Raw genomic sequence first — 22,702 nt, 5'->3', positions numbered from 1 at the left:
GCGGCGATCAAACCTCCTGCCACTGGCTGGGGTGGGGCGCCAGATATTCCGGTGGCGAGGACCCATCCCTAGCCACGGGGGCTGTTAGGGAGAAATCAATGCTGAGGGAGCAGCGCAAATCATCCGGATCCTCGTTGGGAAGCACCGCGTGATCCAGACAACTGGGAAACAGCAGCAGCAGACCTGCCTGGGGAGCCACATCCAGCCAAGGTGCGCTCCAAGGCGATGCAGCTAACGGACCTTCATGGCCAACTGCCATCCCAGGCACCAGCTCATTCAACTGCCGCTGCGGCCAAAGGCGCAGACAGCCGCTGCGACCGCTGCCATCACCATTGAGGTAATAAATGGCGCTGAGGTGAGCGTTGGGGTGGTGGTGGCGGCCTACCACCTGCCCCTCCTCGCTGAGCACGGGCCAGCAGCGCTGCATGTGCAAGGCCACTCGGCTGAGATCGAAACCCAATTGCTGCAGAAAAGCTTCTGCATGGCCTGTCAAGCCAGCAATCAGTGGCGCAAAGGCCGGCTGACGCTGCAACTGCCAAACACCATTAAGGTCACCGGTCCAGGCACAACCAGGATCGGGGTTGGAGCTGGCTTGGCCCCGCAGCTCGTGCAGGGCCTGAAGTTGCAGCGCCGTATCAAGGGGGTCAGGCGATAGCTGCACCCTGCCAAGAGCCACCGGGAACAGAGGCTCGATCTGCAAACCGGCCCCCAGACTCAGGACATACCGGCAGAACCGCCGACCACTTCCAGAATTTCCTGGGTAATGGCGGCCTGGCGGGCCTTGTTGTAGTCGAGCGTGAGGCTCTTAGCGAGAGCCTTGGCGTTATCGCTGGCGTTGTTCATTGCCGTCATCCGACTGGCCAACTCCGAAGCTGCTGACTCCTGCAGAGAACGCAGAAGCTGGTTTTCCAGATAAAGGGGCAGCAGGGCATTGAGCAGCTGATCTGGGCTCTGATCAAACACGATGTCGGAGGGCAGCTTGGGCTGCAAGTTGGCAGCCGTACCCACTTCAACTCCCAGCCGTCCGTCCCGGGTAGTGAGGCGGAAGATCTCGTCTTCAGGGATAGCAATGCCCTGGGGATCGAGGGGCAGCAGGGTCTGAATCACGGGCTTGGAGCTCACCAGGTTGATGAACTTGGTGAAGATGATCTCGACACGATCGGTGCTGCCGGAGAGAAATTCCGCCAGCACTTCGTTGGCGATACCCATCGCTTCACTGGCCTTGGGCACCTGGTCAAGACCGGTAAAGGTGGCGCGAATCGTGTACTGATTAGCGCGATTCTGGAAGTAGGTGATCGCCTTACGACCAATCAATACCAGATCCACCTTGTAGCCCTGGCCAACCAATTCAGCGGTGCGCAGTTCGGTGCGCTTGATGATGTTGGCGTTGTAGCCACCGCACAATCCCCGATCACCGGTAATGGCAAGCAGGGTGATGGTGCCAACCTCGCGCTGCTCGAGCAGGGGAGCGTCGGCATCTTCAAAGCGCATGCGTGACTGAAGATTTTCCAGCACGCGGGCGAGCCGGTCAGCAAAAGGACGGCTGCGCAGCACCTGCTCCTGAGCGCGGCGAACCTTGGCGGCTGCCACCAGGCGCATGGCCTCAGTGATCTTGCGAGTGTTCTTGACCGAACCAATCCGGTCGCGGATATCTTTGAGGTTTGCCATTAGTTATGCCCCTCCTCAAACGGAGGCGAGCATGGTCGACTTCACCTCGTTGATGGCATCCTTGAGCATGGCTTCAGCTTCGTCGCTGAGCTGCTTCTCGGTCTGCACCTTGGAGATGAACTCGGCCTTGTTGCTCTTGAGGTATTCGCGCAGCTCGCGGCAGAACTGCACCACAGACTCGACAGGAACCTCGTCGATCAGGCCCTTGACACCGGCATAAACAACAGCAACTTGCTCCGCCAGAATTAGGGGGCTGAACTGGGGCTGCTTGAGAATCTCGCGCAGGCGCTTACCCCTGCCGAGCTGCTGCTGTGTTGCAGCATCGAGGTCGGAGGCGAACTGGGAGAAAGCGGCCAGTTCATCGAACTGAGCCAGCTCGAGCTTCAAGGTGCCGGCAATCTTCTTGATCGCCTTGGTCTGGGCGGCACCGCCCACCCGACTCACGGAAATACCAACGTTGATGGCGGGGCGTAGACCGGAGTTGAACAGGTCGGAGCTCAGGAACACCTGGCCATCGGTGATCGAGATCACGTTGGTGGGGATGTAGGCGGATACGTCACCGGCCTGAGTTTCGATGATCGGCAGTGCGGTCATCGAGCCCTTGCCCATGGCATCGCTGAGCTTGGCGGCACGCTCAAGCAAACGGCTGTGGCAGTAGAAGACGTCGCCGGGGTAAGCCTCACGACCAGGGGGGCGACGCAGCAGCAGGGACATCTGGCGATAGGCCTGGGCCTGCTTGGTGAGGTCGTCGTAAATCACCAAGGTGGCCTTGCCCTTGTACATGAACGATTCGGCCAGCGCCGCGCCGGTGTAGGGAGCCAGGTATTGAAGGGCTGCAGCCTCGGAAGCACTCGCAGCAACCACGATGGTGTAGTCGAGGGCTCCCTTCTCCCGCAGCACTTCAACCACGTTGGCTACGGATGCGGCCTTCTGACCAATGGCCACATAAACGCAGACGACGTCTTCGCCCTTCTGGTTGATGATCGTATCGATTGCGATAGCTGTTTTGCCAGTCTGACGGTCGCCAATGATCAGCTCGCGCTGGCCCCGGCCGATCGGAATCATGGCGTCGATGGCGGTGATGCCCGTTTGCATGGGCTCGTGCACCGACTTGCGCTGGATGATGCCAGGCGCCATCGATTCGATTAGGCGGGTTTCGGTGGTGGCGATGTCACCCTTGCCGTCGATGGGCTGGCCCAGCGAATTCACAACCCGGCCAAGCATGGCGTCGCCAACGGGCACGGCGGCGATCTTGCCGGTTGCCTTGACGGTGCTGCCCTCCTGAATGCCGCGACCTTCGCCCATCAACACCACGCCGACGTTGTCGTCTTCGAGGTTGAGAGCGATGCCTTCGGTGCCGTCCTCGAACTGCACCAGTTCACCGGCCATCACCTGCTGCAGGCCATACACGCGGGCGATGCCATCGCCGATCTGCAGCACGGTGCCAACGTTGCTAACCGAAACCGACTTGTCGTAGTCCTCAATCTGCTGCTTGAGGATGGCGCTGATCTCGTCGGGGCGGATGGAAACCATGGGAGGAAGTCCCCACAGGGGGGCTGATGGAGGGGAAGACGGGGAAGCGGGGAGAGGGCTACCGGAGCAAGAAGGTTCCGGTAGCTTGGGCGGACAGAGGAGCTAGCTCACCTGGGCCAGCGCCAATCCGAGACGGCGCACCTGACCAGAAAGGCTGGCGTCAATGACTTGGGAGCCCATGCTGACGATGAAGCCTCCTATCAAGGAGGGGTCAACCACTAGGTCGAACTCCACCGATTTAGAGCCTGCAATCGCTTGAACCTTGCGGTTGAGCTCAGCCTGCTGCTCCTCACTGAGGGCAGCAGCAGATGTCACCTTGGCCAAAGTGATGTTGCGCAGCTCCCGATAAAGCTCCAGGAAACGCATCAAAACAGCCTCCATCATGGGCAGGCGCTGGCGATCGGCCAAGAGCTTGAGCAGGTTTTGCACCGCAGGGGTGACCTGATCGTCGAAAAGCTTTGCCAAAGCAGCCTTCTTGGCTTCCGGCTCAAGCACGGGCGACGCCAGAGCAGCTTTTAGCTCGGGGCTCGAATTCAATACGGCAAGAAGGGATTTTGCCTGTTCGGCAACAGCATCAGTCTCCTTACGAGATTCAGCTACCTGCAGCAACGCCTCGGCGTATGGGGTTGCGATCGAGTTGAGGAGTGGCATCAGGCTTTACCCAGGGTTGAAATGGACTGATCGATCAGTCGGGCCTGGGCATCTGCATTGAGCTTGCCGGGGAGGGTGGCAAGTGCTTGGGCAATAGCCCGGTTGGCGGCTTCGCGGCGCAACTGGTCGGTGACTCGAGCTGCTTCTGCATTCAAGTCGGCCATGGCTCCCTGCTTGAGACGAGCCATTTCATCGATCGTGCGCTTTTCGCTCTCCAAGCGCAAAGATTGGGCCCGGGCCAAACCATCAGCGCGAATCTGCTCAGCCTTTTGTTGTGCTGCCGACAAATCCTGCTGGGCTTGAGCTAACGAAGATGTTGCTGCGAGAAGACGCTGCTCAGCATCTTGTAGATCGTTGAGGATGGCTGCACGACGGCGCTCCAGGATGCTGCCAAGGAAACCTGGCAAAAACTTCCAAAGGCCGGCGATCACAATCGCCAAATTGATGATGTTGGTCTCAAACGGATTGAGGTTGAAACCAAATCCGCCGTGACTTGCTAGCAAGGAGGGGAGCAGGAAAGTCATGAAGCAGCCAGCAAGCGGGTCACGATCAGATCGCCGAGCTTGTCGGCGTCCTTATTAAGCCGGTCCATCGCCTGGTCTCGCTGAGAATCAATCTCACGGCGGGCCTGCTCCCGGGAAGCATTGGCATCGGCCGTAGCCGCGGCAAGGGCATCGCGATAGAGACGATCCATTTCCTGCTCGGCCTCGAGGATCAGCTTTTGGGACTGCTGACGCGCGTCCTTGAGCTGTTCCTTGAGATCGGCTTCCAGCCGCTCAGCTTGAGCCAGCTTCTGCTTGGCGTCGGCGCGGCTAGTGGAGATAAAGCTCTCACGCTCCTCCACGGCCCGTCCTACGGGGCGGAAGAACAGCGAATTCAGAATGAAAGTGAGGAGAACAACCTGAACCGCCATCAGCGGCAGGGTGGCATCGAGGTCAAAAAGACCTCCCTCAGGGACACCTGCTTCGGCGAGCAGAAGCCAGCTGGTCATTTGGGCGAGGGCGCTGGAACGATCGGTCGGGATTGAGGTTTGTGAGCCTGGGAGGGCAGGAGCAACAAGCCCCAGCCCTCCTTCCACTCACAACAACGCTCAACCAGCGAAGGGGTTGGCAAACAACAGCACCAGGGCGACCACAAGGCCGTAGATGGTGAGCGCTTCCATGAAGGCCAGGGAGAGCAGCAAGGTGCCGCGAATCTTGCCTTCGGCTTCAGGCTGACGTGCAATGCCTTCAACGGCGCCGCCAGCTGCGGTGCCCTGGCCGATGCCGGGGCCGATGGCACCGAGGCCTACAGCCAGACCAGCGGCCAGAACAGACGCAGCGGAGGTGATGGAATCCATGGTGGAGTGGGGGATTGGGGTCGCGGTTGTGGCGCGTTATGGACCGGGAATAAAACCCTGCGCTGAGGACATCCTTTCAAGGATGGGCCCGGGATGCTGCCGGACCTGCGCGAGGGAGATTTAGCAGACCGCCGGAGCGGAGCTGCTGGTGAAGAGCTTCTAGTGGTGCTCTTCGTGCACCGCCTCGCCGATGTAGTAGGCAGCGAGGGTGGCAAAAATCAGAGCCTGAATAGCACTGGTGAAAAGACCCAGGAACATTGCAGGCAGGGGCACAATCAATGGCACCAAAAATGCCAGAACTGCTACCACCAGTTCATCCGCCAAGATGTTGCCAAAAAGACGGAAGGAAAGGGAAAGGGGCTTGGTGAAATCTTCAACGATCTTGAATGGAAGCATGATCGGTGTCGGCTCCACGTAGTACTCGAAGTACCTCAGTCCCTTACGGCTCAAGCCGGCATAGAAGTAGGCAAGAGATACCAACAAAGCCAAAGCAATGGTTGTGTTGATATCAGCCGTTGGTGCACCAAGCTCGCCACTAGGCAGGTGGATCAGCTTCCAGGGCACAAGAGCTCCGCCCCAGTTGCTCACAAAAATGAACAGGAACAGGGTGCCGATGAAGGGCATCCAATCGCGGTAAGCCTTCTCACCAATCTGTTCACGGGAGAGATCGCGGATGTAATCCCAGAGGAACTCCAGCAGGTTCTGGGTGCCTCGGGGATCACGCTCCAGCTTGCGGGTGCCAACCACTACAAGGGCAAGCAAGGCACCGATAACCACCCAGGAGCTCAGGAAGACCTGACCGTGAATCTTGAGGTTGCCAAGTTGCCAGTAGAGGTGTTTACCAACCTCCAGTTCAGCAAAGGGGAGAAGGAGAGGCATCGGAGCCAGCGAAGGGGAGTTCGGGGTCGCCAGGGCGACGGAACGGAAACGGGGTCAGGTGTCGAAGACTGCCTGAAGGATCACGGCCGGCTTGTAGAGCAGAAAGCCCAAAAGAGCCGGCAGGATCGAAAGTTGGGGGGTCCGGGCTGCGATCAGCACCAGGACGACCGGCACCAGCAGCTGAACCTTGCTAACCCGCCGGGCATTTTCTCCCAGCTTGGTGACACTGCGGCTGAGCAGCCACAGGTAAAGAAGGCCAGCTAAAGCACCCACCAACAGGCTAGAAGCCGTGGAGATGGAGCCAAAAACGGCTGTTCCTGCCACCGCCACTGCCGAAAGCAGCAAGGTTGCTAGCAAAAGCCGGCGTTGGAGCCGGAAATAACCATCCATGCCATTGCTGACATCGGCGGTTAGCGCTGGCAGGGTTGATGCACCGGTGGCATCATCCAACTGCTCGACCGCTTCACCAGCCTGAACTGCCGTTGAAACGGTGGGTTCAGGGTCGGGAAGTAGGGGGCAGGGGAGAGATACCGACAAGCGCGCTCAAATCCCTGAAAAGGCGCGCGGAATCTATCACGGTGCTGATCCCCGACCCCTCAGAGCACCGGCAGCAAAACCCTCTGCTTCAACAGTTGGCGAGCCACGGCAAGCCGCTGCGCTGCAGGCCAATCCGATGGAAGCTGCCCGATCGCCACACCCGGCGCGCTCTCAATGGCAGCCATCAAATTGAGCCCCTCCTCGCTGACGTCAAGGGGCATTAGGTCTGGCCCCATCAAGCGGGTGGCTGGCCAACCCCAAAGGCAGCGGTTGATTTCACCCCGCGCTGCCAGCAGAACTTCGTCGTCGCCCCAATCAGGTGCCCTCACCGCACCATGGCTGAGAAAAAATTCGAAATGGCTGATATCGGGATCAAGCTCCTCCACCAGGCTCCACTGCTCAAGCTGACTGAGGCCCTGGGCCCGCTCCAGCAGCTCACCACTAAGCAAGCGCGCGGGCGACCACACCTCCGGATTGGAAAACCCAGCAAACTCCAAACCGGCTGAGGCAACAAAAGCCAGCAGACGTTCGAGGTTGTAGCTGGTCTCTTGGGGGTGCAGATACATATCCGCAAAATTGGCATCGGCTGCCGTGTCGACGATCCAGCGCCGCTCGTGATGCTGTCGCAGTCGGTTTCCCTCAGGCAACTCAGCTAGCAGCTGGCGACCCAGCCTTAGCCCCTCCGCTCCTGAACCGACGGCCAGCCGTGTCAAGGCCCGCTGGGTGCGGTGAATTTCCCAGCGGCCGCCATCCGCATACAAAAAGAGATGCAGTAGCCCGCCTGGCCGCAGCAAGCCAGCCAATGACTGCAAACCAGCCTCTGGCTCGCGCAGGTGGTGCAGAACGCCAACGGAATTGATGTAGTCGAAGGGTCCCTCCCCCGCCAGATCCAGCAGGCTGCGCTGTTCGATACGCAACTCCCGCACTGCTTTTGCAGCCCCTGAACGTCGGGTGCGCTCCCGTGCCACCTCAAGCGCTCCGGCGCTGATATCTACCGCCAGCACCGAGGAACCGGGGTTGAGGTGGCAGAGGTAATCGGTGCTGACGCCGGTGCCGCAGCCGGCGTCGAGAATCCGCCAAGGCCGTTCACCTTGGTCGGAGCGCGGCGGTAGGGCTCCGGTAGCAGCAGCCCAGGCGCTATCGACGCACCAGCGCCAGTTGTATCCAGGGGGTGGGCCGTCTTGGAGGGGGTCTCCCGGGTAGGGGAAACGGTCGTAAAAGGCGCTCACCATGGGCGTGGCGGCATCACTGGCAGGCAAGGACGGATCAGCGGCAACCGGCTGAGCTTTTCACGTCCAGCGGCCACTGGAACGAGTCAAAACGGGTCAATTGGCATCAGCAAGCCAGCGAAGCTGCAAACATTTGTTCATGGCTGGGCAAAGGCCCCGAGGGCCCGCCGTAACGTGGCCCAGCCCGGTTCGCTCTCGTCAATGACCGTGACCGCCAGCAGCGGCAGCACCAGGGTTTCACCCCAGCGCTACGACACCCTGCCGCTCTCCAGCGTCCGTCAGGCGGAGCAACAGGATCGCTTCCCCGACGGCGGCGAGCTTGAAACCCTGGTGGCGTTTTTCCAGAGTGGCCAGCAGCGCTTAGAAGCTGCACGCCGCATCTCAGAAAACGCTGATTTCATCGTGGCCAAGGCGGCCAACCGGATCTTCTCCGGCGGCACGCCCCTCTCCTACCTAGATGCTCCTTTGAGCGTCGTCAGCGGTGGGTCCAGCGACGCCACCCCCTTGGCCGCTGACCAGGCCGCCTTCCAGCGTTCGGTGCAGACCTTCGCCCAGGGCACCGGCAACTCCAGCGGCAACCTGATCACTCGCTTGCTCGAAAGCACAGGTGGCGACGCCGATGTAAGGGTTGTGCTGCCCACTGGCTTCAGCCCGATTGCCGTGGGCCGTTACGGCACCGATCGGATGCGCAAGTCGCTGCGCGACATGGGCTGGTTCCTCCGCTATGTGGGCTACGCCCTGGTGGCAGGAGACCCCAGCATCCTGGCCGTGAACACCCGCGGCCTGCGCGACATATTGGAGAAGGCCTGCTCCCTGGCGGCTACCAATGTGGCCCTGCAGGAAATGCGCGCCGCAGCCGCCGGCCTCTGCAAAGACAATCCCCAGGCCCGCGAGCTGGTGATCCAGTACTTCAACGTGCTGCTCGCCGAACTGCAGGTGGCCACACCAAGCACCCGGCAGCGCCTCGGCAGCCCTGAAAGTCAGGGCCTGCAACTGCCTGCCACCTATGCCCTAGCCGCAGACGGCAAGCAGCGCTTCATCATGCGGCCGCGCCTAAGTGGTGCCCAAAAGGCCGAAGTGATTCGGGCCGCCTACCGCCAGGTTTTTGAACGGGACATCGCCAAGGCATACAGCCAGACGCCCTGCCCGGTTGAAGCCAGCCAGGTGCGCCAGGGCCAGCTTTCCATGCGGGAATTCATCCGCTCCCTCGGCCACAGCAAGGAATATCGCCAACAGTTTTTCGGCCGCTTCTCCAATAGCCGGGCGGTCGAGCTGGCCTTCCGCCACTTCCTCGGTCGAGGCATCAGCTCCCGTGAGGAATTCACCCGCTACTTCGACATCGTCAGCGTCCAAGGCCTGAATGGCCTAGTGGATTCCCTGATCAATACCCTTGAGTACGCGCGGGTGTTCGGCGAGGAAACCGTGCCCTACCTGCGGGATCTCGGTGAAGAAGCCCAGGAGAGTGCCGGCTGGGGATCAAACCGCAAGCTATTCCGCTTCAGCGCTCCTTTTGAAGGCGCACCCCAATACGTCACCCTCTACGCCTCCTATCGCCAACCCTTCGCCGATCAGCACGTCTACGGCGGCGGCAACGATCCCCTGGCCCTCAACTTCGGCGCGATTTTCCCTTCCGGCACCGCCTCAGTGGCCACCCGGCCAGCGCCCTACGGATACGACAGCCGCCGCATCCTGATCGGCAATGGCATGGCCCAGCCTGGCCAGATGGACAGCGCCCAGTTCCGTAAGGCCAAGCCCCGCCGGGTAGGGCCCAAGGTTGTACGCCTCCAGCAGATTGCTACCGGCGGCAGCTCCATGCCACGCCGCGGCGGCCAACCCAGCATCCGTGGCACTGAAGCCAGCACCCAGGCCGTTATTAATGCGGTCTATGTGCAAGTTTTAGGCACTGCTGGCTATGCCGGAGAGCGCAATAAGGTTGAAGAAATCAAGCTCGAGAACGGCGATATCAGCCTGCGGGAATTCATCCGCCAGGTCGCCCGCTCCAAGGCCTTCCGCCGCCGTTATTGGAGCGGTCTTTACATCACCAAGGCCATCGAGGTGATCCATCGCCGGCTGCTGGGTCGGCCAACCTTCGGGAGATGGGAAATTGACGCCTACTTCGATACCGCTGCCCGCACCGGCTTCTACGGCGTCGTCGACGGGATCCTGAACAGCGTCGAATACAACGAAACCTACGGCGAAGACACAGTCCCCTACGAGCGTTTTGTCACCGCTACTGATCGCAATGCGCGTAAGGTGCCCGGCCTCAACCGCCCCTTCGATGCATCTGCCTATGCCAATGAATTTGCCCAGGCCAAACGTCCAAACGTGCCCGTTGAGCAGACCATACGCACTACCGGGGACATAACCAATCGAAATCTATCGGGGCGCCGGCAGATTGTCGTGGGGAGCTGGACAGCTCAGACCGTAGGGGGAGAAACCATGACGGCATCTCAGCCCGAAGACAACTTCATCGCAGGGCCGGGCAGCATCCGCCAAGCACCTGCCCCAACTCGCCGCTGGAAGTAGGCCCCTACGTCCAGCGGCGCCTCAACCGCATGCCACCCCTGCGCGCTGCTTCAGCGACTTCGAGCCCCCCGAAGACACATCGGGGGCTTTTTTATGATCAAGATAATAATTGTCGCAAAAGTTGAGCCGCAAGCCGAAACAAGTGGAGCAATTAGCGAAGCAAAATGATGAATAATTGCTGCGCCAAGCCGCTATTAACAATATCGCCCAAAGCCATTGCGCCGCAAGGGGTTTTTCAGCCACAAACGCCATGAAGAACTGTTACCGCCAGGGGAGCAGCGAGGGGCTTTGCCGCAGAATGATTTGGCGATCGGCGCAAGTCGATCCTTTCCCTTACCCACCGGATATCGGTCTCCGTCAAGGCGGCCGCTTGTTTCGAGGCAGAACTGCATGAGCATCGTCTCCAACTCGATCATCAACGCGGACGCGGAAGCCCGCTATCTCAGCCCTGGCGAACTCGACCAGATCAAGTCCTTCGTGGGCGCTGGTCAACGTCGTATCCGCGTCGCCCAGGTTCTCGGAGAAAGCCGCGAGCGCATCGTCAAGACCGCTGGTGGCGCCCTGTTCCAGCGGCGTCCCGACGTGATTTCCCCCGGCGGCAACGCCTACGGCGAGGAGATGACCGCTTCGTGTCTCCGCGACATGGACTACTACCTGCGTTTGGTGACCTACGGGATCATCGCCGGCGATGTGACCCCCATCGAAGAGGTTGGCATCATCGGAGCCAAGGAGATGTATCGCTCCCTCGGCACTCCCCTCGATGCCATGGCTGAGTCCGTGCGGGAAATGAAGAACGCCGCCATGGGCCTACTCACCGGCTCTGACGCTGAAGAAGCCGGCTTCTACTTCGACTACGTCATTGGCGCCCTCTCCTGAGGCAGCGTTCTTTTACTACTCCCCGCCACCACAGCTGGATTCATGCAAGACGCGATCACAAACGTCATTAACCAGGCCGACGTTCAGGGCCTGTACCTGGACGACTCCGCCATGGGCCGCCTGGAGCAGTACTTCACCAGTGGTGAACTGCGCGTCCGCGCCGCTGCCACCATCAGCGCCAATGGTTCGGCGATCATCAGAGAGGCCGTAGCTAAGTCGCTGCTGTATTCGGATGTCACCCGTCCGGGCGGCAACATGTACACCACCCGTCGCTATGCAGCCTGCATCCGCGATCTGGACTACTACCTACGTTACGCCACCTACGCCATGCTGGCTGGGGACACCTCCATCCTCGATGAGCGGGTGCTGAATGGTCTCAAGGAGACCTATAACTCCCTGGGTGTACCCATTGGTGCCACCGTGCAATCCATCCAGGCCATGAAGGAAACCACCGCTGCACTGGTGGGTCCTGATGCCGGTCGTGAAATGGCCGTCTACTTCGACTACATCTGCTCCGGCCTGGGCAACTGATCCCTGCCATCGGCACACCCGAGGATCATCTCCATGCGTCTGTTCAAGATCACGGCTTGCATTCCTTGCCCGGAAAAGAGCCGCTCCCAGCGTGAGCTTCAAAACACCTATTTCACCAAATGGGTGCCCTACGACAGCTGGTTCGCTGAGCAGCAGCGGATCATGAAACAGGGCGGCAAGATCCTCAAAGTAGAACTAGCCGCTGGGCGTCGCCAACAGAACGTCGGCAACTGATTATTCAGTACCTTCGTTTCTTCCCAAGCTCGGCAGATGCCGGGCTTTTTTGTTGTTTTACTCTGGCTGCCAGGGGTCGACAACACCCCCCCGGGCACGGCTCAATGGGTTGAAGATGGCCCTACCTCTGCCACTCCCCAATTCCAGCCTTGGCCCCCACCGCAACTCACACCCCCCACCGCGACGCTGTCGGCGGTCCTCCGAAGGCTGGGGTGCTGCTGCCGTTGCCCTGGTCCCAGTGGCCTGCAGAGGCCAGATTGCTTCTGGGCATGGTGGCGGTCTGGAGCGTGATCGGACTACTGGTGCTCACCTCCGCCAGTTGGTGGGTAGCTGAACGGGAGATGGGTGACGGCGCCTTTTATCTCAAACGCCAGCTGGTTTGGATGGCTGCCAGCTGGGGGCTGCTCTGGTTTGGCATGCGCACCAGCCTGCGGCGCTGGTTGCACCTAGCTCCGCTTGGGTTGTGGGTTGGGATCATTCTGGTCGCAGCCACCCTGGTGATGGGCAGCACTGTCAACGGCGCCAGTCGCTGGCTGGTGCTTGGACCGGTACAGCTGCAGCCATCGGAATTGGTCAAGCCTTTTGTGGTGTTGCAGGGCGCTGCCCTTTTTGCCCACTGGAAGCGCATCGGCAACGACCAGAAACTGCTCTGGCTAGGGGCATTTGGGGCCCTGATCCTGCTGATCCTCAAGCAACCAAACCTCAGCACCGCCGCCCTATCCGGGCTGCTGCTCTGGCTGATGGCTCTGGCCGGGGGCCTTTCCCTGCCCATGCTGCTAGGTGCAGCAGGAGCGGGAGGGCTGCTTGGCAGCGCCAGCATCATGATCAACGAATACCAGCGTTTGCGGGTGGTGTCCTTCCTGGATCCCTGGCGGGACGCCCAGGGGGACGGCTACCAACTGGTGCAGAGCTTGATGGCAATCGGCTCAGGAGGCTTCCTAGGCGAGGGGTTTGGCCTTTCAACCCAGAAGCTGCAATACCTGCCGATCCAGAGCACCGATTTTATTTTTGCGGTGTTTGCAGAGGAATTTGGCTTCGTGGGCTCGCTGGTGCTGCTGCTGTTTTTGCTGTTGTTTGGCTTTGTGGGCCTGAGGGTTGCCCTCAGCTGCCGCAGCAACCAGCAGCGCCTGATCGCCATCGGCTGCACAACCTTGCTGGTGGGCCAATCCATCCTCAACATCGCCGTAGCCAGCGGTGCCATGCCCACCACCGGCCTGCCACTGCCACTAATCAGCTATGGCGGCAACTCCTTGATGGCCAGCCTGCTTATTTGCGGCCTGCTGATCCGCTGCTCGCTGGAGGCAGGCGGCCTTGCCCCTACCCCCAGGCGCCGGCGCACCGCAGCTGCCCGATAGGCTGATTGGATGATCAGTTTTGGGCCCCAACTGGCCGATTGGGCCCGCAGCAGCGAGACGCTGCTGCAGCACTCCCTGGCCAGCCCCACCCCCACCACCGTTGGGGTTGTCTTTGCTGGCGGCCTGCTCACGAGCCTGGGGCCCTGCTCCCTGTCGCTTTTGCCGGTCACCCTTGCCTATCTGGCTGGTTTTGGCGGCACGCCCGGCGTTAAGCCCAGCCAGGCTCCCTGGCAGCGCAGCCTCAGCTTTGCGGCCGGCATCGTGGCCTCCCTGGTGCTGCTGGGCCTGGTTAGCGGCCTACTGGGCCGGATCTACGGCCAAATCCCCGGGCTGATTCCCACGGTGGTGGCTGTGCTTGCCCTGCTGATGGGCCTAAACCTGCTGGGCCTGCTGAAGCTGCCCCTGCCCGCCGGACCCGATCCTGAAGTCTGGCGTCGCCGGGTGCCAGCCCCCCTAGCTCCTTTGGCAGCAGGGTTGGCTTTTGGATTGGCCGCAACCCCATGCACAACGCCAGTGCTGGCTGTGCTGCTGGCCTGGATGGCCCAGAACGGCAAACCAATGGTCGGCATGTTGCTGCTCACCAGCTTCGGAGCCGGTCAGGTGGTGCCGCTGCTGCTGGCAGGTACAGCAGCAGCCAGCCTGCCGGGCTTGCTGAGCCTGAGGCGGCTGGGCCAATGGGTTCCCCCGATCAGCGGCGTGGTGCTGGTGACCACCGGCGCCCTCACCCTGGTGGCCAACTGGCGATGAAAGCCTTGCTGCGGGTGGTGGGCTGGATTTCCGATCTGCGGGTAGCGATCGTGCTTCTGCTGGTGATTGCCGTCACCAGTGGCGTCGGCACGGCCATCCCCCAGCGGGAACCAGCCGACCTTTACCACCGGCTCTACGACCCCCAGCCCTGGCTTGGACTGCTGAACGGTGATGGGGTGCTGGCGCTGCAGCTCGACCATGTGTATTCCAGCGGCTGGTTCCTGGGGCTGCTGGCCTGGCTGGCCCTAGCCCTGCTGCTATGCAGCTGGCGCCGCCAGTGGCCCGCCCTGCAGGCCGCCCTGCGCTGGATCGACTACAGCACCCCCCGCCAGCTCAGCAAGCTGAGCGTGGCCGAAACCCTCAGCACCAACACCCCCAAGGCGAGCCTCGATCAGCTGGCCGCACTTCTGCAGAGCCAGGGCTGGCAAATTCAGCGCCACGACGACCGCCTAGCCGCCCGCAAGGGGCTGCTAGGCCGAGTCGGGCCCCTGCTGGTGCACGCCGGAATGGTGGTGCTGATGCTCGGAGCAGCCTGGGGGGCACTTGGTGGGCAAAGGGCTGAGCAATACCTCGCCCCCGGCCGCAGCCTGGAGCTGATGGACAGCCGGGGCAGCAGCCAACTCACCCTCGCCCTCGACCACTTTTCAATCCAGCGCGATCCCGCCGGACGACCTGAGCAATTCACCTCCCAGTTGCGCATCTTGGAGGGCGATGGCAGCGGCGGCAGCCTGCTGAAGCAGGCTGAGATCAGCGTTAACCATCCGCTGCGCTTCCAGGGAGTCACCCTTTATCAAGCCGACTGGGCCCTGGCCACCATCAGCCTGCAACTCGGTAAAAGCCCCCTACTGGAGCTGCCGTTGCAGAGCTTTCCTCAGCTAGGCGAACAGATTTGGGGAATCGTGCTGCCCACCCGTCCCGATGGCAGCGAGCCGGTGCTGCTCAGCTTGGGCAGCGAACAAGGCCCTGTGGAGATCTACGGCGCCGACGGAATCTCCTTAGCCCGCCTAGCCCCAGGCGGCGCAGCTGTGGAAGTGAAAGGGCTACCGATACGGGTTGAAAGCGTGCTCCCCGCCAGTGGCATCCTGCTGAAGCGTGATCCGGGGGTTCCACTGGTTTATGCAGGATTTGCAATCGCCCTAGCCGGCGGTGGTCTCAGCTTGCTTGCTACGCGTCAGCTTTGGGCCATCGCTGAGCAGCCGGACGGCCAAGCGGGTCAGCTGCACGTTGCGGGCCTCTGCAACCGCAATCTCACCGGCTTCGCTGCCGAGCTACCCCAGATGCTCGCCCAGCTCTAACAAGCCAGCCGCGTGCCGTGGCTGACGCGCACCACGGTGTGAACGTTGCCGCGGGGGTGAAAATCAGCCTCCAGCTGCATCCACTGGGGATCGGTGGCGGCAACCAGATCATCCAAGATGCGATTGGTCACCTCTTCATGGGAAATGGAGCGGTCGCGGTAGCTATTCACGTAGAGCTTGATCGCCTTGAGCTCCACCACCCGGGGGCCGGGCTGGTAAATCAGGCGCAACACCGCAAAATCGGGGTAGCCGGAAAATGGGCACTTACAGGTGAACTCCGGTAGCTCGATCGAAATCTCGTAGGCACGGCCAGGCCTGGGATTGTCAAAACAGATCAGCTCCGCTTCAGCGATGGCGCGCTCGCCATACATGGGCGTCTGGGTGAGGGAGGACGCGCTGGCAGAAGCGGGGCTGGAAGACATCGGAGCAAGGAAAGGGAAAGGGCCAGTGCCACTAGGTGATCTTAAGGAAAGTGGCCGCAGCCAACGGCTGCCCGAGCCGGTAGCAATCGCTACGACGACCCCCGCAAAGCTCGGGCGTAATGGCTTTACTCCCTACCATCGGCAGGGATTTCCTGAGAGACTTCCTACCTAGCCCGAGCTGCTCCTATGAAAAAAATTGAGGCCATCATTCGTCCCTTCAAGCTCGAGGACGTCAAGGTCGCCCTGGTCAATGCGGGGATCGTGGGCATGACCGTGAGCGAAGTGCGGGGTTTTGGCCGTCAAAAGGGCCAGGTGGAGCGCTATCGCGGCTCTGAATTCACCGTCGAATTCCTCCAGAAGCTGAAACTTGAGATCGTTGTCGATGACGACAAGGTCGATACCGTGGTGAGCGCCGTTCAAGACGCGGCCCGCACCGGCGAAATCGGCGACGGCAAGATCTTCGTGAGCACGATTGATTCGGTGGTTCGAATCCGCACCGGTGATCGGGACAGCGGCGCCATCTGAGCGCCAGCACCCCTTTTGATTTTTATTCCCTGGGAGTCAGTGTGCTGGCTACCAGGGTTTTTATTTGCTCTGGGCTGATTGGCGCAGAGCGGATTGGCGCAGAGCTGAATTTCGGGTCGCTTTGGGCTGGTTCAACAAGCTGTTCAACAGGCTCAAAAACATCCTCTGCAACATCCCCAGCAACATCCCCGGCAACATCACCCATTCCGACCTGCCCATCGCAATCGGAGCGCCGCAGCCAGAGCAGGTATTCGTGGTTGCCGGCAGGCCCGGTGATCGGTGATGCCACCAGGCCGCAAGCAACCAAGCCCAGGCCAGAGGCCGCGGAGATAACCCCTTCGATGGCATCGCAATGGGCAACCGGATCACGCACCACCCCGCCCTTGCCCACCCGGCCCTTGCCCACCTCAAACTGGGGTTTAACCAGCAACAGCAGATCCACGGGTGCTTGGGGTTGCAGCAGCGCCAGCAGGGCAGGCAGCACCAAGGCCAGGGCAATAAACGACACATCGGCCACCGCTAGATCGGGCCAGGGGTCTTCGGGGCCGTAAAGAGCATCCGGGGTGAGGTGACGCAGGTTGGTGCGCTCCTTGAGCACTACCCGCGGATCACTGCGCAGGCTCCAGGCCGTCTGGCCGTAGCCCACATCAATTCCGTAAATGCGGCAGGCCCCGTGCTGAAGCAGACAATCGCTGAAGCCGCCAGTGGAGATGCCGCCATCAAGGCAAACGCGCCCCTGCACGGCGATGGGGAAGGCCTCAAGGGCCCGCACCAGCTTTTCGCCACCCCTTGATACATAGCGAGGAAGTTGCTGTACCAGCAGCTCGGCCTCAGGCAACACCTCGGTGCCTGGTTTATCGAGCACTTTGTCGCCGTGGCGCACCCGCCCGGCCCTAATCAACAGCTGGGCCTGCTGACGACTAGCCGCCAGGCCGCGGGCCACGAGCTCCAAATCCAGTCGTTGCTTGCGAGCCATGGCGCTCCACCTTTTGTGATCAAACCACAACGCAAACGGAACAGATTCCAAGCATCTCTGCCTCCGCACCAAAACCCGGCAGAGGATGGCGCCCATAAGTTGATCTGGCACCGATGGCCACCTCAATCCGGACCGCGAATGCTGCAGCCAATGTGCTGGAACTGCTCTATCCCGGCAGCTTCGTCAAACTGCGCAATCAACCCTCCGACCTGCCCCCCTTCCAGCTGATCCAGTGCCGCGGCGGCCGCTGCTGGGTGCGGCAGCAGGCCTGGGGCCATCAGGTGCACTGGGAGGTGGAGCACCAACGCCTGACTACCGCTGCCTAAGGGGCGCACCCATACATTGGTCTGGCAGTGAGCCAGGCGCGGCCTTGATCGAGCGTTACACCCTGCCCGAGATGGGCGCCCTGTGGAGCGAGCAGGCGAAGTTCCAAAGTTGGCTCGATGTGGAGATCGCTGCCACCGAGGCCAATTGTGAGTTAGGGCGAGTGCCCGCTGAGGCGGTTGCGACGATTAAGGCGAGGGCCAGATTTTCGGTAGAGCGGATCCTCGAGATCGAGGCCGAGGTTCGCCACGACGTGATCGCCTTCCTCACCAATGTGAACGAGCACGTGGGGGATGCGGGCCGCTACATCCACGTGGGCATGACCAGTTCAGATGTGCTCGACACAGGCCTGGCCCTGCAGATGAAAGGCTCGGTGGGTCTGCTGCGAGCCGAGCTCGACGCACTCGCCGATGCCCTCAGGGCGCTAGCCCGCGAGCACAAGGGCACGGTGATGATCGGCCGCAGCCATGCCATCCACGGCGAGCCGATCAGCTTCGGCTTCAAGGTGGCCGGCTGGCTGGCGGAAGTGGAACGCAACCGCGAGCGCCTCGAGCGGCTCGAGCGGGTGGTGAGCGTGGGCCAGATCAGCGGCGCCATGGGCACCTACGCCAACACCGCCCCCCAAGTGGAGGCGATCGCCTGCGCCAAGCTTGGCCTGGAGCCAGATACGGCCAGCACCCAGGTGATCGCCCGCGATCGCCACGCCGAATACGTGCAGACCCTGGCCCTGGTGGGCGCGGCTCTTGAGCGTTTCTCCACCGAGATCCGCAACCTGCAGCGCACCGACGTGCTCGAGGTGGAGGAAAATTTCGCCAAGGGGCAGAAGGGCAGCTCGGCCATGCCCCACAAGCGCAACCCGATCCGCAGCGAGCGGATCAGTGGCCTGGCCCGGGTGCTGCGCAGCTATGTGGTGGCGGCCCTGGAAAACTGCGCCCTCTGGCACGAGCGCGACATCAGCCACAGCTCGGTGGAGCGGATGATGCTGCCCGACTGCTCCGCCACCCTGCACTTCATGCTGCGGGAGATGACCGAGGTAGTGAAGGGCCTAGGGGTCTACCCAGACAACATGGCCCGCAATATGAACGTTTACGGCGGCGTGGTGTTTAGCCAGCGGGTGCTGCTGGCCCTGGTGGAAGCCGGCATCAACCGCGAAGACGCTTACCGGATTGTGCAGCGCAACGCCCACAGCGCCTGGAACAAAGATGGCGGCAACTTCCGCGCCAACCTTGAAGCCGATGCAGAGGTGACCAGCAAGCTCAGTGCTGAGCAGCTGGCTGAGTGTTTCAGCACCGATCTGCATCAGGCCAACCTGGGCGTGATCTGGCAGCGACTGGGGATTTGAGCTCGCAGGCAGTTCAGGCCCAGTGCAGTCGCATCTGCACAGCCCCCTCCAGGCTCAGCTTCACCGGGCAGGTCTCTCCGGCCCGGTGAAGCACGGCCCGCTGCTGCTCGCTGAGACCCGCCGGCAAGCTGATCCACACCTCCAGCAGGGCAATGCGCCGTGGCGCCTCGGGGGTCATGGTTTTTTCAATCCGAGCGCTGGCCCCCTGCAGCGGCCAGCCATGGCGCTCGGCAACGATTCCCAGGATCGTGAGGATGCAGGTGCTCAGGGCCGTGGCCACCAGATCGGTGGGCGAGAAACGCTCCCCCTTGCCCTGGTTGTCGGTGGGTGCATCGGTCTCGAGCTCGCAGCCCGAAGGACCGTGGCTGGAGTGGCAGCGCAGGGCTCCCTCGTAGCGGCTGTCGATCGTGGTGGTCATCGCTTGGCGGCGTAAGCAGCACCCCACTCAAGCGCCGGCGCGGTGATACGGCCCGCCCTGCTGAATCGAGCTGGCCCGGTAAAGCTGCTCCAACAGCAGCAGCCGCGCCAGCTCATGGGGGAAGGTCATCGGTGAGAGGCTCAGGCGCCAGTGGGCCCGCCCCTTAAGCGCCGGGTCGAGACCATCGGCCCCACCGATCACAAACGCCAGCCGCTCCGAGCCAGAACCTTCAAGCGCCTTGGCGAAGGCCAACGAGTCGTAGCCCTGGCCCTCCTCGCACAGGGCCACCAACTGCTCGCCGCCGCGCAGCTCAGCCGATATGGCCTCCGCCTCGCGGGCCATGCCACCGTCCCTCAGCTCCACGATCTCCAGGCCCGGGAGCCGCTTGCGATAAATCTCTACCCCTTCGCTCACCCAGCCCTTGCGCACCTTGCCGACGGCAATGATGCGTATGCGGGCGGGATTGATCACGGGTTACGGCCCACCAACCTCAAGGCTGGGGGCGCTCGATCGCCGGATCCAACTGACCGTTGCCACTAGCCACCAAATCCTCGATCTCGCAAACCGGGAAGCGATTGATCGATTTGAGGGCAGCGCGGGCCTTGCTGCGCAGCTGCTCGCTGATCGCCTCGCAGTAGGGCACCTGGGCCAGCAAATCCACGGTGCGGCGCAGGATCCGCACCACATCACCCTCGTCGAGGGAGGTATTGGCAATCATGTCGCTCCAGCTGGCACCTTTAGCCCAGGCGTGCACCAGGCCCATCAACTCGGGCTCCCACCAAAGCGGGAAGTTGACCTTGGCGTGCTCCTGCTGACGCTCCAGCTCGCGGCGCAGGCCGCGCAGATCATGCAGGGCCTCCTCGGCGGCCGGTGGCGGCGGGTAGCCGCACCACAGATCGGGCCGGTTGACTTCGGTGGAGATTGCTTCAAACACCGCCGCCAGCTGGGGCGGATCGAGCTCATCGAGGTGGCCGCTCATCAGCGACAGTCCCAGCCAAAGCTCGTTGTCGCCACGCAGGGCAGCCACGGTGCGGCCCACCTCGGTGGGCTCCAGGCCATCAGCCCCCGCCAGAGCACCGAAAAAGCGCAACACCTCAATCAAGGCCAGGAAGGTGTCCCAGTGGCGATTAGAGCGGAAGTGCAGCAGCTTCTGGCGCTCCTCGATCTCCAGCTGCAACTCCTCCATGCGGCGGCGATGCTTCTTGAGCTGGCGGCGGTCGCCCCAGCGGTGGGCCGGATGCAGCTCCAGGCTTTCCTCCAGCTGATGCACCTGCTGGGCCTGGTCCTGCACCTCACCGGCCAGGTCGTACTGGGGCGTGGCCATGTCGTGGCGACTGGCCATGTGGGCAACGGCAAGGGCCAAGCCGCCGCTGGCCTGATCGCCGTGGCGCAACTCGCCAAGCTGGCGCAACTCGGGGGGATCCACCTGGCTCACCTGGAGGCAACTGAGCTCGGCATGGAGACTCACCACCCCGTGGCAGGGCAGCAACAGCCAAAGGTTCTCGTCGGTGAGGCACTTGAGCAAAGGAAACTGCCCCGGCCCCTTCACCTTCTCCACAATCACCGCCGGCGTTACCCGGCCGCGTAGCTGGGGCGCCTTGAGACTCACCAAAGTGCCCTCACTGGCGAATTGCAGCGCCAAGGTGAGCTCATGGGCGACGGTTTCCTCGGCCTGCTGCTGGAGGATCCGCAGGATGCGCCTCTCTTCGCGCAGGTGAGCTCGCTGCTTTTCGTAGTCCTCGAAGTCGTCCCAGGGCACCTCGCCGGAGCCATCCTCCAGGCCTTCGAGCTGCTGCATCAACTGGCCGATGCGGGCCTCGTCCTCGACTAGATCGAGGGTGGCCAGGTAGCGGCCGAAACTGCGTTCAACCAGCTCCTTGGCCTTAGCCAGGTCGTAGCGCTGCAACAGGTTGAGCACCATGCCGTAGCTGGGCATGAACTGACTGACCAGCGGATCTGCCGGCGCAGTAGCGAGCTGGCCCGCCTCCCGCACGCCTTCAAAGCGGCTCTGCACAGTCACCACGTAGCCCTGGGTATCAAGGCCGCGCCGGCCGGCCCTGCCCGCCATCTGCAAAAACTCACTGCCCATCAAAGGGCGGTGGCCTCGCTCGGTGCGCTTGCTCAGCGCCGAAATCACCGTGGTGCGCGCCGGCATGTTGATGCCTGCCGCCAGGGTTTCGGTGGCAAACACCACCTTGATCAGCCCCTGCTGGAATAGCTCCTCGATCAACTCCTTCCAGGCCGGCAGCACACCGGCATGGTGGGCGGCAATGCCCCGCAGCAGGGCCTCAGCGTGGCCGCCTTCCCGCACCGCCTCGGGGGTCGTTGCCATAAACAGATCCAGGCGGGCCTTGATGCGCGCCTGTTCAGCAGGCGTCACCAGGGCGGCCTTGCCCAGCTCCTTGACGCCCTTATCGCAACCGCGGCGACTGAAGATGAAGTAGATGGCCGGCAGCATGTCGCGCTCCGCCATCTGGGCCACCACAAAACCCAGGGGCGGAGCCTCGGGCTGGGGTGGTTTCGGAGTTTTCGGACCCTTGCGCTGGCTGCCCTTGGGGGCGCGCCACACCTTGCAGTTGGGATGGAGCCCGGTGCCCTCGTCGTTGAGCAGGGGGTGCAGTCCCTTGGCACTGCAAAAGCTGAAGGCCAGCGGCACCGGCCGGTGGTCACTGAGCACCAGCTGGGTGGGCCCATGCACTCTCTCTATCCAGTCGGTGAGCTGACCGGCATTGGCCACCGTTGCCGAAAGGGCCACCAACTGAATCGGCGGCGGGCAGTGAATGATCGACTCCTCCCAGACGGTGCCGCGCTGGGAATCGTTCATGTAGTGGCACTCATCGAGCACCACCGCCTCCACGCCCTCCAGCGGGTCATCTCCCGCATCGGCTTCCGCGTAGAGCATGTTGCGGAAGATCTCGGTGGTCATCACCACCACCTGGGCCTCCCGGTTGAGGCTCATATCACCGGTTAGCAGCCCCACCTTGTCGGCACCAAACTGCTCCCGGAAATCGCGCAGTTTCTGATTAGAGAGGGCCTTCAGCGGCGTGGTGTAAAAAACTTTCTGGCCATGGGCCAGAGCGCGGTAGATGGCGTACTCACCCACCAGGGTCTTACCGGAGCCCGTGGGGGCGCTCACCACTACCGAGTGGCCCTGGTTGAGCGCGTCGATCGCCTCGAGCTGGAAGTCGTCGAGCGGGAAGGGGAAAATTGCTGCAGGATCCAGCCCATTGGGCGCCGTTTCAGGCACGCTGCTATTTGAGCTGGATCATGAAGCCATCCTATGAGGGAGGAGCCT

The 22,702-nt window shown here is 62.1% G+C and carries 24 protein-coding genes and 1 pseudogene; 10 read left to right on the top strand and 15 right to left on the bottom strand.

Translation table 11 applies throughout. The annotated features are described in order from the left end of the window. Window positions 1-7: 7 nt before the first annotated feature. From KBY99_RS07150 to KBY99_RS07105, 10 genes are all read right to left on the bottom strand, one after another. The gene (locus tag KBY99_RS07150) at window positions 8-700 is read right to left on the bottom strand and encodes a TIGR02466 family protein (RefSeq protein WP_254998242.1); all 693 of its coding nucleotides are present in this window, start codon (window positions 698-700) and stop codon (window positions 8-10) included. A gap of 14 nt (window positions 701-714) precedes the next feature. After that, window positions 715-1,668, bottom strand: coding sequence for a F0F1 ATP synthase subunit gamma (locus KBY99_RS07145; RefSeq protein WP_254998239.1), 954 nt, complete (start codon window positions 1,666-1,668; stop codon window positions 715-717). Between the two features lie 15 nt (window positions 1,669-1,683). Next, entirely contained in the window at window positions 1,684-3,201 is a 1,518-nt protein-coding gene (atpA, locus tag KBY99_RS07140; RefSeq protein ID WP_254937417.1) for a F0F1 ATP synthase subunit alpha, read from the bottom strand. Between the two features lie 102 nt (window positions 3,202-3,303). Continuing rightward, window positions 3,304-3,852: an ATP synthase F1 subunit delta gene (gene atpH, locus KBY99_RS07135; RefSeq protein ID WP_254998237.1), complete on the bottom strand. Its 549-nt coding sequence runs from the start codon at window positions 3,850-3,852 to the stop codon at window positions 3,304-3,306. Further along, a complete protein-coding gene (locus tag KBY99_RS07130) occupies window positions 3,852-4,376 on the bottom strand; it encodes a F0F1 ATP synthase subunit B (RefSeq protein WP_106502335.1) in 525 nt (174 codons plus the stop codon). The genes atpH and KBY99_RS07130 overlap by 1 nt, the downstream gene beginning before the upstream one ends. Further along, complete coding sequence (locus tag KBY99_RS07125) at window positions 4,373-4,843, bottom strand: F0F1 ATP synthase subunit B' (RefSeq protein WP_254937414.1); 471 nt, start codon at window positions 4,841-4,843, stop codon at window positions 4,373-4,375. The genes KBY99_RS07130 and KBY99_RS07125 overlap by 4 nt, the downstream gene beginning before the upstream one ends. 99 nt (window positions 4,844-4,942) lie before the next feature. Beyond that, the gene (atpE, locus tag KBY99_RS07120; RefSeq protein ID WP_106502337.1) at window positions 4,943-5,191 is read right to left on the bottom strand and encodes an ATP synthase F0 subunit C; all 249 of its coding nucleotides are present in this window, start codon (window positions 5,189-5,191) and stop codon (window positions 4,943-4,945) included. 159 nt (window positions 5,192-5,350) lie between these two features. After that, the gene (gene atpB, locus KBY99_RS07115) at window positions 5,351-6,070 is read right to left on the bottom strand and encodes a F0F1 ATP synthase subunit A (RefSeq protein ID WP_396093617.1); all 720 of its coding nucleotides are present in this window, start codon (window positions 6,068-6,070) and stop codon (window positions 5,351-5,353) included. A 54-nt stretch (window positions 6,071-6,124) separates the two neighbouring features. After that, window positions 6,125-6,607, bottom strand: coding sequence for an ATP synthase subunit I (locus KBY99_RS07110; RefSeq protein ID WP_254937413.1), 483 nt, complete (start codon window positions 6,605-6,607; stop codon window positions 6,125-6,127). A gap of 59 nt (window positions 6,608-6,666) precedes the next feature. Beyond that, window positions 6,667-7,839 (bottom strand): class I SAM-dependent methyltransferase, encoded by a 1,173-nt coding sequence (locus KBY99_RS07105; protein ID WP_254998412.1) that lies wholly within the window; start codon window positions 7,837-7,839, stop codon window positions 6,667-6,669. Between the two features lie 198 nt (window positions 7,840-8,037). Here KBY99_RS07105 and KBY99_RS07100 point away from each other — a divergent pair. The 7 genes and pseudogenes from KBY99_RS07100 to KBY99_RS07070 form a co-directional block, all read left to right on the top strand. Next, a pseudogene (locus KBY99_RS07100) lies at window positions 8,038-10,359 on the top strand (phycobilisome rod-core linker polypeptide); the annotation flags it as partial. A 393-nt stretch (window positions 10,360-10,752) separates the two neighbouring features. After that, window positions 10,753-11,238 carry an allophycocyanin gene (locus tag KBY99_RS07095; protein WP_106502340.1) on the top strand — a complete coding sequence of 162 codons (486 nt, stop codon included), beginning with the start codon at window positions 10,753-10,755 and terminating at the stop codon, window positions 11,236-11,238. A 42-nt stretch (window positions 11,239-11,280) separates the two neighbouring features. Beyond that, window positions 11,281-11,769, top strand: a complete 489-nt coding sequence (gene apcB / locus KBY99_RS07090) for an allophycocyanin subunit beta (RefSeq protein WP_106502341.1) — start codon at window positions 11,281-11,283, stop codon at window positions 11,767-11,769. Between the two features lie 33 nt (window positions 11,770-11,802). Beyond that, on the top strand, window positions 11,803-12,003 hold the full coding sequence (locus tag KBY99_RS07085) for a phycobilisome linker polypeptide (RefSeq protein ID WP_106502342.1): 201 nt from the start codon (window positions 11,803-11,805) through the stop codon (window positions 12,001-12,003). Window positions 12,004-12,215: 212 nt separating this feature from the next. Beyond that, window positions 12,216-13,358: an FtsW/RodA/SpoVE family cell cycle protein gene (locus KBY99_RS07080; RefSeq protein ID WP_254998411.1), complete on the top strand. Its 1,143-nt coding sequence runs from the start codon at window positions 12,216-12,218 to the stop codon at window positions 13,356-13,358. 9 nt (window positions 13,359-13,367) lie between these two features. Continuing rightward, window positions 13,368-14,105 carry a cytochrome c biogenesis protein CcdA gene (locus KBY99_RS07075; RefSeq protein WP_254998235.1) on the top strand — a complete coding sequence of 246 codons (738 nt, stop codon included), beginning with the start codon at window positions 13,368-13,370 and terminating at the stop codon, window positions 14,103-14,105. Beyond that, complete coding sequence (locus tag KBY99_RS07070) at window positions 14,102-15,400, top strand: cytochrome c biogenesis protein ResB (protein WP_254998410.1); 1,299 nt, start codon at window positions 14,102-14,104, stop codon at window positions 15,398-15,400. The genes KBY99_RS07075 and KBY99_RS07070 overlap by 4 nt, the downstream gene beginning before the upstream one ends. Here the strand turns inward: KBY99_RS07070 and queF are convergent. Then, complete coding sequence (gene queF, locus KBY99_RS07065; protein ID WP_254940965.1) at window positions 15,397-15,822, bottom strand: preQ(1) synthase; 426 nt, start codon at window positions 15,820-15,822, stop codon at window positions 15,397-15,399. The two genes, KBY99_RS07070 and queF, sit on opposite strands and share 4 nt — an antisense overlap. A gap of 186 nt (window positions 15,823-16,008) precedes the next feature. Between queF and KBY99_RS07060 the strand changes: the two genes are divergently transcribed. After that, window positions 16,009-16,347, top strand: a complete 339-nt coding sequence (locus tag KBY99_RS07060; protein WP_106502346.1) for a P-II family nitrogen regulator — start codon at window positions 16,009-16,011, stop codon at window positions 16,345-16,347. Between the two features lie 22 nt (window positions 16,348-16,369). Here the strand turns inward: KBY99_RS07060 and KBY99_RS07055 are convergent, their stop codons facing one another. Continuing rightward, window positions 16,370-17,323, bottom strand: coding sequence for a TlyA family RNA methyltransferase (locus KBY99_RS07055; protein WP_254998234.1), 954 nt, complete (start codon window positions 17,321-17,323; stop codon window positions 16,370-16,372). A 113-nt stretch (window positions 17,324-17,436) separates the two neighbouring features. Between KBY99_RS07055 and KBY99_RS07050 the strand changes: the two genes are divergently transcribed. Both KBY99_RS07050 and purB read left to right on the top strand, forming a co-directional pair. Then, window positions 17,437-17,649, top strand: coding sequence for a hypothetical protein (locus tag KBY99_RS07050; protein WP_254959861.1), 213 nt, complete (start codon window positions 17,437-17,439; stop codon window positions 17,647-17,649). A gap of 44 nt (window positions 17,650-17,693) precedes the next feature. Next, the gene (gene purB / locus KBY99_RS07045) at window positions 17,694-18,989 is read left to right on the top strand and encodes an adenylosuccinate lyase (protein ID WP_254998232.1); all 1,296 of its coding nucleotides are present in this window, start codon (window positions 17,694-17,696) and stop codon (window positions 18,987-18,989) included. A gap of 13 nt (window positions 18,990-19,002) precedes the next feature. Here purB and KBY99_RS07040 read toward each other — a convergent pair whose 3' ends face one another. Genes KBY99_RS07040 through KBY99_RS07030 form a run of 3 tightly spaced genes read right to left on the bottom strand, consistent with a single transcriptional unit; the run spans window position 19,003 to window position 22,654 of the window. Then, window positions 19,003-19,407 (bottom strand): OsmC family protein, encoded by a 405-nt coding sequence (locus tag KBY99_RS07040; RefSeq protein WP_254998231.1) that lies wholly within the window; start codon window positions 19,405-19,407, stop codon window positions 19,003-19,005. Between the two features lie 27 nt (window positions 19,408-19,434). Further along, complete coding sequence (locus tag KBY99_RS07035) at window positions 19,435-19,875, bottom strand: 23S rRNA (pseudouridine(1915)-N(3))-methyltransferase RlmH (RefSeq protein WP_254941032.1); 441 nt, start codon at window positions 19,873-19,875, stop codon at window positions 19,435-19,437. A 22-nt stretch (window positions 19,876-19,897) separates the two neighbouring features. Next, the gene (locus KBY99_RS07030) at window positions 19,898-22,654 is read right to left on the bottom strand and encodes a DEAD/DEAH box helicase (protein ID WP_254998230.1); all 2,757 of its coding nucleotides are present in this window, start codon (window positions 22,652-22,654) and stop codon (window positions 19,898-19,900) included. Between the last annotated feature and the right edge of the window lie 48 nt (window positions 22,655-22,702).

Source organism: Cyanobium sp. Maggiore-St4-Cus, assembly GCF_024345615.1.
GTDB lineage: Bacteria > Cyanobacteriota > Cyanobacteriia > PCC-6307 > Cyanobiaceae > Cyanobium_A > Cyanobium_A usitatum.
This window is presented reverse-complemented; position numbering and strand designations above follow the sequence as displayed.